This window comes from Streptomyces sp. NPDC101194 (assembly GCF_044767885.1).
In the GTDB taxonomy this organism is placed as follows: Bacteria; Actinomycetota; Actinomycetes; order Streptomycetales; family Streptomycetaceae; genus Streptomyces.
In genome coordinates this window covers 1,029,556-1,041,368 of the sequence record NZ_JBIWOS010000001.1, presented here as the reverse complement: position 1 = coordinate 1,041,368, position 11,813 = coordinate 1,029,556, and the positions used below count along the sequence as shown (strand labels likewise).

Annotated in this window: 10 protein-coding genes; 4 read left to right on the top strand and 6 right to left on the bottom strand. The window is 70.3% G+C overall.

Features of this window, described 5'->3' with window-relative positions:
- Positions 1-132: 132 nt before the first annotated feature.
- Positions 133-489, bottom strand: a complete 357-nt coding sequence (locus ACIRP2_RS04535) for an iron-sulfur cluster assembly accessory protein (protein ID WP_030933606.1) — start codon at positions 487-489, stop codon at positions 133-135.
- Positions 490-712: 223 nt separating this feature from the next.
- Here ACIRP2_RS04535 and nadA point away from each other — a divergent pair, with 223 nt between their 5' ends.
- A complete protein-coding gene (gene nadA / locus ACIRP2_RS04530; protein ID WP_404246459.1) occupies positions 713-1,900 on the top strand; it encodes a quinolinate synthase NadA in 1,188 nt (395 codons plus the stop codon).
- Positions 1,901-2,094: 194 nt separating this feature from the next.
- Here the strand turns inward: nadA and ACIRP2_RS04525 are convergent, their stop codons facing one another.
- The 5 genes from ACIRP2_RS04525 to ACIRP2_RS04505 all read right to left on the bottom strand — a co-directional run bounded on the left by ACIRP2_RS04525 (position 2,095) and on the right by ACIRP2_RS04505 (position 8,714).
- Positions 2,095-5,250, bottom strand: a complete 3,156-nt coding sequence (locus tag ACIRP2_RS04525; protein ID WP_404246457.1) for an efflux RND transporter permease subunit — start codon at positions 5,248-5,250, stop codon at positions 2,095-2,097.
- Between the two features lie 164 nt (positions 5,251-5,414).
- Positions 5,415-6,110 carry a response regulator gene (locus ACIRP2_RS04520; RefSeq protein ID WP_404246455.1) on the bottom strand — a complete coding sequence of 232 codons (696 nt, stop codon included), beginning with the start codon at positions 6,108-6,110 and terminating at the stop codon, positions 5,415-5,417.
- Positions 6,107-7,366 (bottom strand): sensor histidine kinase, encoded by a 1,260-nt coding sequence (locus ACIRP2_RS04515; RefSeq protein WP_404246453.1) that lies wholly within the window; start codon positions 7,364-7,366, stop codon positions 6,107-6,109. The genes ACIRP2_RS04520 and ACIRP2_RS04515 overlap by 4 nt, the downstream gene beginning before the upstream one ends.
- Before the next feature lie 277 nt (positions 7,367-7,643).
- Positions 7,644-7,922: a hypothetical protein gene (locus ACIRP2_RS04510; RefSeq protein WP_351083289.1), complete on the bottom strand. Its 279-nt coding sequence runs from the start codon at positions 7,920-7,922 to the stop codon at positions 7,644-7,646.
- A 9-nt stretch (positions 7,923-7,931) separates the two neighbouring features.
- Positions 7,932-8,714, bottom strand: a complete 783-nt coding sequence (locus ACIRP2_RS04505; protein ID WP_114248945.1) for a PspA/IM30 family protein — start codon at positions 8,712-8,714, stop codon at positions 7,932-7,934.
- A 297-nt stretch (positions 8,715-9,011) separates the two neighbouring features.
- Here ACIRP2_RS04505 and ACIRP2_RS04500 point away from each other — a divergent pair, with 297 nt between their 5' ends.
- The 3 genes from ACIRP2_RS04500 (at position 9,012) to ACIRP2_RS04490 (ending at position 11,726) form a co-directional block, all read left to right on the top strand.
- On the top strand, positions 9,012-9,611 hold the full coding sequence (locus ACIRP2_RS04500; RefSeq protein WP_404246450.1) for a DUF3043 domain-containing protein: 600 nt from the start codon (positions 9,012-9,014) through the stop codon (positions 9,609-9,611).
- Between the two features lie 95 nt (positions 9,612-9,706).
- Positions 9,707-10,465, top strand: a complete 759-nt coding sequence (locus ACIRP2_RS04495) for a class I SAM-dependent methyltransferase (protein ID WP_404246448.1) — start codon at positions 9,707-9,709, stop codon at positions 10,463-10,465.
- Between the two features lie 184 nt (positions 10,466-10,649).
- Complete coding sequence (locus ACIRP2_RS04490) at positions 10,650-11,726, top strand: S1C family serine protease (protein WP_404246446.1); 1,077 nt, start codon at positions 10,650-10,652, stop codon at positions 11,724-11,726.
- Positions 11,727-11,813: the final 87 nt, after the last annotated feature.

Sequence of the window (11,813 nt, the reverse complement as noted above, 5' to 3'; positions counted from 1 at the left end):
GGGCGGCCGCGGGCGGGGCCGCCCCCCCCCCCCCCCCCCCCCCCCCGCCCCCCCCCCCCCCCCCCCGGGGGGCCCCCCCCCCCGCCCCCCCCCCCCCCCGCCTCTGTGTCGTTCCGCGAGCGCCTTCAGGGGTCAGCTGAAGGAGTCGCCGCAGGCGCAGGAGCCCGTGGCGTTGGGGTTGTCGATCGTGAAGCCCTGCTTCTCGATGGTGTCGACGAAGTCGATGGAGGCGCCGCCCAGGTACGGAGCGCTCATCCGGTCGGTGACGACCTTGACGCCGTCGAAGTCCTTCACGACATCGCCGTCGAGCGAACGCTCGTCGAAGAAGAGCTGGTAGCGCAGGCCCGAGCAGCCGCCGGGCTGGACGGCGACGCGCAGCGCCAGGTCGTCACGGCCTTCCTGCTCCAGCAGGCCCTTGACCTTGGCTGCGGCGGCGTCGGACAGGAGGATGCCGTCGCTCACGGTGGTGGTCTCGTCCGATACGGACATCTGCTTCTCTCCCGGGTTGTACGGAGACTGCTTGCCGACGTTGCAACCGTCGGGACCACGGATTCATTCCGGGCCGAGCGCTTGCCTGTTCCATTCATGCTCGCACACCGGCCGCTCCCCGGGATGCGTCACATCGACACTATGGCCATCGTCAAAGTGACGTGAACCGGATATGATAGATAACGTCAATTAGACGAAAAGGCTCAAAGAAAGGGTACGTGACGTGACCACGGCCCACCCCGTCCAGGATCTCGACGTCCAGCCGACGCCCCTCGCCCTGCTCCTGCTCGGCCGGGAGGCCGACCCGAAGAGCGAGCGCGGCGTCGAGTGCCCCGGCGACCTGCCCTCCCCGTCCGACCCGGACCTGGTGGAGCGCGCCCGCGCGGCGAAGGAGAAGCTCGGGGACAAGGTGTTCGTCCTCGGCCACCACTACCAGCGCGACGAGGTCATCCAGTTCGCGGATGTCACCGGCGACTCGTTCAAGCTCGCCCGGGACGCGGCGGCGCGCCCGGAGGCCGAGTACATCGTCTTCTGCGGCGTGCACTTCATGGCGGAGTCCGCGGACATCCTGACCACCGACGACCAGAAGGTCGTGCTGCCGGACCTGGCGGCGGGCTGCTCCATGGCCGACATGGCCACCGCCGAGCAGGTCGCCGAGTGCTGGGACGTACTGACCGAGGCCGGGGTCGCCGGGCAGGTCGTGCCCGTCTCGTACATGAACTCCTCCGCCGACATCAAGGCCTTCACCGGGCGGCACGGCGGCACGATCTGCACCTCCTCCAACGCGAAGCGGGCGCTGGAGTGGGCCTTCGAGCAGGGCGAGAAGGTTCTCTTCCTGCCCGACCAGCACCTGGGCCGGAACACCGCGGTCCGGGACATGGGGATGACGCTGGAGGACTGTGTCCTCTACAACCCGCACAAGCCGAACGGCGGCCTGACCGCCGAGGAGCTGCGCGACGCGAAGATGATCCTCTGGCGCGGGCACTGCTCGGTGCACGGGCGCTTCTCGGTCGACTCCGTCAACGACGTGCGCGAGCGCATTCCGGGCGTCAATGTGCTGGTGCACCCGGAGTGCAAGCACGAGGTCGTGGCGGCGGCGGACCACGTCGGCTCGACGGAGTACATCATCAAGGCCCTGGAGGCGGCCCCGGCCGGCTCCAAGTGGGCGATCGGCACCGAGCTGAACCTGGTACGGCGCCTGGCGAACCGCTTCGCGGCCGAGGACAAGGAGATCGTCTTCCTCGACAAGACGGTGTGCTTCTGCTCGACGATGAACCGCATCGACCTGCCGCACCTGGTGTGGGCGCTGGAGTCGCTGGCCGAGGGGAACCCGGTCAACCGGATCGAGGTCGACCCGGAGACGGAGAAGTACGCGAAGCTGGCGCTGGAGCGGATGCTGGCGCTGCCGTAGGGGCGTCGAGGCGAGGCCGCCCGGTGCGGCCGCGCCCGTGGCGAGGCGGCACCGGACGCCGCTGGAGGGCTTCGCCGCCCGACGCGACGTCGGCGGACCGGGTTCCCCGGAACCTGCTCCTCGGAGGCCGCTGGAGACGCGGGAAGGCCCCGGCACCGTTCCCACGGTGCCGGGGCCTTCGTGTGCCTCGCGCGTCACGCCGTCGCGGGCTCGGGCTCCTCGGAAGTGGTCTCCTCCGGCTGCGCCGGAGCGGACAGACCTGCCTTCCTGGCCCGCTTGATCGCCTTCTTCTTCGCGCGGCGCTCCTTGCGGAGCTCCACCATCGCGTAGAGCGTCGGCACCAGGAGCAGCGTCAGCAGGGTCGAGGTGACCAGGCCGCCGATCACCACGACCGCGAGCGGCTGCGAGATGAAGCCGCCCTCACCGGTCACGCCCAGCGCCATCGGGAGCAGCGCGAAGATCGTCGCGAGTGCCGTCATCAGGATCGGGCGGAGCCGGTGGCGACCGCCTTCGAGGACCGCCTCGACGACGCCCATGCCCTGCGACCGGTACTGGTTGATCAGGTCGATCAGCACGATCGCGTTGGTGACCACGATGCCGATCAGCATCAGCATGCCGATCATCGCCGGCACACCCATCGGGGTGCCGGTGACCAGGAGCAGGCCGATCGCTCCGGTCGCCGCGAACGGGATGGAGACCAGCAGGATCAGCGGCTGGACCAGCGAACGGAAGGTCGCCACGAGCAGCATGAAGACGATCGCGATCGCGGCCAGCATGGCCAGGCCGAGCTTCAGGAACGCGTTGCTCTGGTCCTCGGAGACACCACCGATGGTGGCCGTGGCGCCGTCCGGGAGCTTCAGAGCGTTGATCTTCGTCTGGAGCGAGGCGCTGACCGCGCCGGTGTTGTCACCGACGGGCCGGGCGGTGATGGTCGCGGCGCGCTGGCCGTCGATCCGGGTCATCGAGACCGGCCCGGGGACCAGCTCGACATCGGCGATCCGACCGAGCGTCACCGGGCCGAGCGGGAGGTTCTTCAGCTCGGCCATCGTGGTCGCCGGGTGGGCCGACCTGATGACGACGTCACGCTCGGTGTCGTCCATGATCGCCTTGCCGGCCGGGGTCCCCCGCACCGCCCCGGCGACCGCCGCGCCGAGCGTGGCCTGGTCGAAACCGGCCTCCGCGGCCTTGGCGTTGGCCTTGACCGAGATCCGCGGGACGCTCTGCGCCAGGTCGCTCTGGACGTCGGTGACGTCCTTGAGCCCGGCCACCTCGGCCCGTACCTCTTCGGAGGCCTTCTTCAGGACGTCCGCGTCGGCGGCCTTGACCACGACGCTGAGGTCCTGGCTGCCGAAGCTGCCGCCCGCGGAGACGGTGGTGTCACCGATGCCGTCGAGCTTGCCGAGCTCCGTGTCCAGGCGCTTCTGCACGGCCTCGGAGTCGCCCGCGTCCTTCAGGGTGATCTGGTAGGAGGCCTGGTTGGAGCCCGTACCGCCGCCGAAGGCCGCCATGAAGCCGGAGGAGCCGACGGTGACCTGGTAGTCCTTGACGCCCTTGTCGTCGGTGAGGACCTTCTCGACCTTCTTGGCCGCCGCGTCGGCCGCCGCCAGGCTGGTGCCGGGGGCCAGCTCCTGCTTGATGGAGAGGACCTCCTGCTCGCCCTGGTCGAAGAAGTTGGTCTTCAGCAGCGGGGCCATGCCGAAGGTGCCGAGCAGCACCACGATGGCGATCACGATGCTGGTGACACGGCGACGGGTCGCGAAGCGCAGCACCGGGACGTACAGCCGCTGGAGCCGGCTGCGGGCCTCCTTCTCCTCGGCCTTGCGACGGGCCTCCTCCGGGTTCTCCGTGGCGCCCTCGGGGGCGCGCAGGAACCAGTACGACAGGACGGGCACGACGGTCAGCGAGACCAGCAGGGAGGCCAGCAGGGCCGCGGTGACGGTCAGCGAGAACGAGCCGAACAGTTCGCCGACCATGCCGCCGACGAGACCGATCGGCAGGAAGACGGCGACCGTGGTGAGGGTCGAGGAGGTGACCGCTCCGGCCACTTCCTTCACCGCGGTGATGATCGCCGACTGGCGCTCCTCGCCGTAGCCGAGGTGGCGCTTGATGTTCTCCAGGACCACGATCGAGTCGTCGACGACACGGCCGATCGCGATGGTCAGCGCGCCGAGCGTGAGCATGTTGAGCGACAGGTCACGGGTCCAGAGCACGATCAGCGCGAGGACCACGGAGAGCGGGATGGAGACCGCGGTGACCAGGGTGGAGCGCAGCGACGCGAGGAAGACCAGGATCACGATGACCGCGAAGAGCAGGCCGAGCGCGCCCTCGGTGGTCAGACCGGAGATCGCCTTGGAGACGGCGGGGCCCTGGTCGGAGACGACCGTCAGTTCGGCGCCGGCACCGAGGTCCTTGCGGAGGTCGGGGAGCTTGTCCTTGACCGCGTCCGAGATGGCGACGGCGCTGCCGTCCTTGTCCATCGTGGCCACCACGGCGAGGCTCGGCTTGCCGTTGGTGCGGGTGATGGAGACCGCGCTGGACGGCTCCTGCTTCACCGTGGCCACGTCGCCGACGCGGACCGGCTTGCCGGACTTGCCGGTCGCCGGGTCCTGGCCGGTGACCCGCAGGTCCTCGATCTGCTTCAGGGAGGTGAAGGCGCCGCCGACCTGGACGGTACGGCTCTTGCCCGACTCGGAGAAGGAGCCGGCGGGGACCGTGGCGCCACCCGCCTGGAGCGCCTGGGAGAGCGTCGCGGCGTTCAGACCGGCGGCGCCGAGCTTCTTGTCGTCGGGGGTGATGGAGACCTGGAGGTCCTGCACGCCGTCGACGGAGACCTGGCCGACGCCGCTGATGTTCTCCAGGGCGGGAACGACCGTGCGGTCCAGCTGGTCGGCGAGGGCCTGCTGGTCCTTGTCGGAGGTGACGGCGAGGACCACGGTCGGGATGTCGTCCGTCGAACCGGCGACGACCTGCGGGTCCACGGAGTCGGGAAGCTGGACGCGGGCCCGGTTCACCGCCTGCTGGATGTCGGCGACGAGCTGCTTGGTGCCCTCGCTGCCGAAGTCGAAGGTCGCCATGATGACGGCGTTGCCCTCGCTGGCGGTCGAGGTGGTGCCGGTGACACCGTCGACGGCCTTGATGGATTTCTCGAGCGGTTCGACGACCTGCTTCTCGACCACATCGGGGGACGCACCCTGGTAGGGGGCGAGCACCGACACCATCGGGAGTTCGATGGTGGGCAGCAGCTGCTGCTTGAGCTGCGGGATCGCGATCGCTCCGAACACGAGGGCGACGATCGAGATCAATCCGATCAAGGCCCGTTGCGCGAGGCTGAATCTGGACAGCCAGGACATGGGTGGGTCTCTCTTCTGTGGCTTACGCGGCAGATGGGCGGGCGGCTGGGGGACAGACCCGACCCACCTATACGATCGCCGACCCGCAGGGGCCCGGGCGTCGGCCCAGGGTCGCTTTCTTATGCCGCGCATACCGCAGGTGGAGTACGCCGTATCTCCACCCGTTACTCCACCCGGGGGCGCACCAGCCCCGATTCATAGGCAATTACCACCAATTGGGCCCGGTCCCGGGCACCCAGCTTCGCCATCGCCCTGTTCACATGGGTCTTCACGGTGAGGGGACTGACCACGAGCCGCTCGGCGATCTCGTCGTTGGAGTGCCCGCCCGCGACCAGGACCAGCACTTCGCGTTCGCGGCCGGTGAGCGCGGCGAGCCGGTCGGAGTACTCCGCGGCACTCGGTCCGTCGCCGTCCGCACTGCCGCCCTGCGCAAGGAAGCTGGCGATCAGCCCTTTGGTCGCGGCAGGTGAGAGCAGCGCCTCGCCGCCCGCGGCGACACGGATGGCGTTGAGCAGTTCCTCCGGCTCCGCCCCCTTGCCGAGGAAACCGGAGGCCCCGGCCCGCAGCGACTGCACCACGTACTCGTCCACCTCGAAGGTGGTGAGCATGACGACCCGCACGTCCGCCAGTTCCGGATCGGCGCTGATCATGCGGGTCGCGGCGAGTCCGTCCGTACCGGGCATCCGGATGTCCATCAGCACCACATCGGCACGGGTCGAGCGGGCGAGCGCGACGGCCTGCGCGCCGTCCGCCGCCTCGCCGACCACCTCCATGTCGGCCTCCGAGTCGACCAGCACCCGGAACGCGCTGCGCAGCAGCGCCTGGTCGTCGACGAGCAGCACCTTGATGGGCGGCGTCATGTGTTCTCCCCCGTCCGGCCCGCCGCGCCCGGCTCATCCGGCTCTGCCGTGCGGGCCTCGACGGGCAGGATCGCATGGACCCGGAATCCACCGCCGTAGCGGGGCCCGGCGGTGAGGGAGCCGCCGAGCGCGGTGACGCGTTCGCGCATGCCGAGGAGGCCGTGCCCACCGCCGTCCCCGTTGTGTCCTCCCCCGCCCGAGCCGTTGTCGATCACGGTCACCTCGGCCGTGGCCCCGACCCGTACGACACTCACCTCGGCCCTCGCCCCGGGGCCCGCATGCTTGCGCACATTGGTCAGCGCCTCCTGGATCACCCGGTACGCGGCCAGGTCGACGGCCGCGGGCAGTGGGGGCCGTCGGTCGGTGCAGGCCACCTCGACCGGGAGCCCGGCCCGCCGGACGGTGTCCACCAGCTCGTCGAGGGCGGCGAGGCCGGGGGCCGGTTCGGTCGGTGCCTCCGGGTCGCCGGACTGACGCAACAGCCCGACGGTGGCCCGCAGTTCGTTCAGCGCGGAACGACTCGCCTCCCGGACGTGGGCCAGCGCCTCCTTGGCCTGGTCGGGGCGCTTGTCCATGACGTGGGCGGCGACCCCGGCCTGGACGTTGACCAGGGCGATGTGGTGGGCGACGACGTCGTGCAGGTCGCGGGCGATCCGCAGCCGCTCCTCGGCGACCCGGCGCCGGGCCTCCTCGTCACGGCTGCGCTCGGCCCGTTCGGCGCGCTCCCGGATCGCGTCGACGAAGGCCCGCCTGGAGCGGACGGCGTCCCCCGCGGCCCCGGCCATACCGGTCCAGGCGAAGACGCCGAAGTTCTCCTGGCTGTACCAGGGCGGCGTACCGAAGAGCATCGCGGCGGCCGTCAGCGCGGCCATCGTGAGCAGGCCCACCCGCCAGGTGGTGGGCCGGTCGGTGCGGGAGGCGACGGTGTACAGCGCGATCACGGTGCTCATCACCACCGGGGCCGGCGGGTCGAACCACACCAGCTCGACGACGGTCAGCGCTGCGGTGGCCGCCAGCACCGGCATGGGGCTCCGCCGCCGCCAGATGAGCGCGACGGCACCGAGCAGCATCAGGAGCACGCTGGTCGCTTCGGGCGTACGGGTGCCGAAGGTGGGTCCGTCGGGTCCGCTCGGCTCGACGAACGATCCGATGATCATGGCCACGAGGACGGCCAGGGCGAGCGCCGCGTCCAGCGCGAGGGGATGGTCGCGCAGCCAGTGCCGGACGCGCTGAACCCCGGTTCCGAGGGTGGTCACGTCAAGCTACGTTACGGCGTGTCGCGCGGGAATCGTCCCGGTCGTACGGAGGCAGCGGGAATCGTCCCGGTCGTGTCGTACGAAGGCATCGGTACCGGACGCGCGGATCGGCGAAGCATCCGGAATGCGTGACACCCGGAAGGCGCCGAACGTCCGCGGCGCATTCCGGACGGCACCGCCGCGCCCCGGGGCCACCGGACCGGACACAGCGGTGCCCCGGGTCCGGCGGACCGGACACGGGGCACCGACTCGTGCGGGAGCTGGAGAACGCCCGGCGTCAGCCGGGGATCAGACCGTCGTCCCGGAGCATGGCGCGCACCTCTTCGAGGGTCGCGTCGGACGACGGCAGGATCAGCCCGGACGGCTCCAGGGAGTCGTCCGGCAAGGGCGTGCCGAGTTCGCGCACCCTGGCGAGGAGTGCGTGGAGGGTGGAGCGAAAGCCGGGGCCGTCACCCCGCTCCACCTCTGCGAGCAGTTCGTCGTCGAGCTCGTCGAGCTCGGCGAGATGGCTGTCGGCCAGTGCGACCTGGCCCTCCCCCATGATCCGTACGATCATGACGCCGCCTCAACTCTTGTCGAACCTGTGCGGGGACTGCGACGACTGCTGCTGCGCGGCATCCTGCGGGCCGCCCTCGATCGCCTGCTGCTGGGTGGAGCCGCCGGCCAGCTCGGCCTTCATGCGCTGCAGCTCCAGCTCCACATCCGTACCACCGGAGATCCGGTCCAGCTCGGCGGCGATGTCGTCCTTCGCCGTCCCGGTCGGGTCGTCCAGGGCTCCGGAGGCGAGCAGCTCGTCGATCGCGCCCGCCCGTGCCTGCAGCTGCTGGGTCTTGTCCTCGGCCCGCTGGATCGCCAGGCCGACATCGCCCATCTCCTCGGAGATCCCGGAGAAGGCCTCGCCGATCCGGGTCTGCGCCTGGGCGGCGGTGTAGGTGGCCTTGATGGTCTCCTTCTTGGTCCGGAAGGCATCGACCTTGGCCTGGAGCCGCTGGGCCGCGAGGGTGAGCTTCTCCTCCTCGCCCTGCAGCGTGCTGTGCTGCGTCTCCAGGTCGGTGACCTGCTGCTGGAGGGCGGCGCGCCGGGACAGCGCCTCGCGGGCCAGGTCCTCGCGGCCGAGCGCGAGCGCCTTGCGGCCCTGGTCCTCCAGCTTGGACGACTGACCCTGCAGCTGATTCAGCTGCAGCTCCAGCCGCTTGCGCGAAGTCGCCACGTCGGCGACCCCGCGGCGCACCTTCTGAAGCAGCTCCAGCTGCTTCTGGTACGAGTAATCGAGGGTCTCGCGCGGATCCTCGGCCCGGTCTAGGGCCTTGTTTGCCTTCGCGCGGAAGATCATCCCCATACGCTTCATGACACCGCTCATGGGCTTCGCGCGCCCCCTTCTGACGGACTGAGCTCCAGCACTCCAACAGAACCCACAGTACGGGCCCTGTCTCTATTACCGCACTGTTCGAGCACAGATGTGCTCCTCCCCAAGGACGACTGCGCCCGGTCACCGCTCCGGCCCAGGGAGTAGGTGGTGGTCGGGGAAGCCGGGTGACGACGTCCGTGCGGAACCCGTGGATACACCGGCGAGGACGCAGGCCGTTGCCGGATCGTTCCCGACCGGCCTGGGGTCCCGGCGATCGACCCCGTACCCTTGGGCCTTGTGTTCCGTAGCCGTTCGAAGGAAGAGAAGGCGCCCACCGGCAAGGTGACGGCGGACCTCTCCAAGCAGCCCCGCGACCCGCAGGCCCCCAAAGGTCGCCCCACCCCCAAGCGCAGCGATGCCCAGTCGCAGCGCCGTCGCGCCTCCAGCGGTGCGCCGCTCGACCGCAAGGAGGCCATGAAGCGGCAGCGCGAAGCGCGCCGTGTGGACCTGGCCAAGCAGCGCGAGGCGCTCGCCAGTGGCGACGAGCGCTATCTGCCGGTTCGCGACAAGGGCCCGGTGCGGCGCTTCGTCCGCGACTACGTGGACTCGCGTTTCTGCATCGCGGAGTTCTTCCTGCCGCTCGCTGTGATCATTCTGATCCTCAGCGTGATCCAGGTGCGGAACATCCAGAACATCTCCCTGCTGCTCTGGCTCATCGTGATCGTGCTGATCGTCGTCGACTCGATCGGTCTCGCCTTCCGCCTGAAGAAGCAGCTGAACGCACGCTTCCCCGATACGCCGAAGCGCGGCGCGGTCGCCTACGGGCTGATGCGCACGCTTCAGATGCGTCGGCTCCGGCTGCCGAAGCCGCAGGTCAAGCGCGGAGAGCGGCCCTGAGCACGGATATCTCCGGCCCGGTCGGCGGTCCTGCCGCCGACCTGCCGGACGGCGCTGCGCCCGCCCTGGTCACAGGATTCTCGGGAGCCACCCCGATGTGGCTGAAGGGGCTCGGCGGACTGCGCAACACCGTCCGCCAGGAGCTCGTCGCGCGACAGATCGACGAGCAGATAGCCGCCCGCTTCCCGGTCGGGCAGCGGCTGCGCGTCCTCGACGTGGGCATGGGCCAGGGCACCCAGGCGCTGCGCCTGGCCAGAGCCGGTCACACCGTCACGGGCCTGGAGTCCGACGCGGAGATGCTGCGGGTGGCCCGCGAGGCGCTCGGCGGCGAACCCGCGGGCATCCGTGAGCGGGTCCGGCTGATCGAGGGCGACGGCCTGGACACCGGGGTTCACTTCCTGCCCGGCAGCTTCGACGTGGTGCTCTGCCACGGCGTGCTGATGTACGTCCGGGAGCCGGACGCGATGCTGGCCGGACTTGCGCGGATGCTGGCCCCCGGCGGACTCCTCTCGCTGCTCGTGCGGAACGCCGACGCGCTGGCGATGCGGCCCGGGACCGCCGGGGACTGGGACGCCGCGCTGACCGCCTTCGACACGGACACGTACACCAACCGGCTGGGCCTCGCCGCCCGGGCCGACCGGCTGGACGCCCTGACGGCCACGCTGGCCGGGATCGCGGCGCCCCTGCACGCCTGGTACGGGGTGCGCGTCTTCACGGACGACGTCAGCAACGATGTGGATCTGCCGGCCGCCGCCGAACTGGAGCAGGTGCTGGCCGCGGAGGACCGGGCCGGGCGGACGGATCCGTACCGCCGGGTGGCCGCACTGCTGCACCTGTGCGGGGTCCGGGGCTGAGGTCCGCCCGGAACACCCCCCGTAACCCGTCCGGCGGATCGGAGTCGGGAAGGCGGCGAGGGGCGTCCGACGAATCCCCAGGACCGGCCCGCAGGCGCGAGCCGGTCGTCAAGGACGCCGGGAGGCGTGCCCGGTCAGCCTCTCCCGAGAGGCCGCCAAGGGGATCAAAAGCAACAATCCGGACATGGATGCCTTCCACTCCCGCAGCCCTGTATGTCGTCTGCTGCTGCCTCTGACCGCAGGTCTCTGTGCGCTCGCCCTGGTGAGCGGCTGCTCGGACGCGAGCTCCGATGCACCGAGCCCCGACCCCACCACGTCGGCCGCCGCCACTCGGGCCGCCAGTGATCTGCAGAGCGACTACCAGGCCGTGATCAAGAATGTGCTGCCGTCGGTCGTGCAGATCGAAGCCGGCAACAGCCTGGGCTCCGGCGTCGTCTACGACTCCAAGGGCCACATCGTCACCAACGCCCATGTGGTCGGCAACGAGAGGACGTTCAAGGTCACCGTCGCCACCGGCGAGAAGGTGGAGGACGCCACGCTGGTCGCCTCCTATCCGGAACAGGATCTGGCCGTCATCAAGCTGGACACCGTGCCGAAGGGGCTGAAGCCCGCGAAGTTCGGCAACTCGGACAAGGTCGAGGTGGGGCAGATCGTGCTGGCGATGGGATCGCCGCTCGGGCTCTCCTCCAGCGTCACCCAGGGCATCGTCTCGGCGCTCGGCCGGACCGTCAGCGAAAGCCGTGCGGGCGGTGGCACGGGCGCGACGATCGCGAACATGGTGCAGACCTCGGCGGCGATCAATCCGGGGAACAGCGGCGGCGCGCTGGTCAACCTCGACAGCGAGGTGATCGGCATCCCGACCCTGGGGGCGATCGACCCGCAGATGGGTGATTCCGCGGCACCGGGAATCGGGTTCGCGATCCCCGTGTCGATGGTGAAGACGGTCGCCGACCAGATCATCAAGAGCGGAAGGGTCACCGACTCGGGCCGGGCGGCGCTGAACATCGTCGGGCGCACGGTCGTCGACACGAACTACCAGCCGGCCGGAGTGGCACTGGTCAGCGTGACGAAGGACGGCGCCGCGGACAAGGCGGGGCTGCAGGTCGGCGACATCATCACCAAGCTCGGTGATCTCCCGGTCACGACGATCACGTCCCTGTCGGAGGCGCTGGCCTCGGACAAGCCGGGCCAGAAGGTCACCGTGACGTATCTGCGCAACGGGGCGGAGACGACGGTGAAGGTCACCCTGGGCGAGATCTGACCTCACGCCGCGGCCCGGACACGACCGGCCGGTCCGCAGCCGTACGGGCTCGACGGCAGGCCCGAGCCCGTACGCCCGGCACAGGGA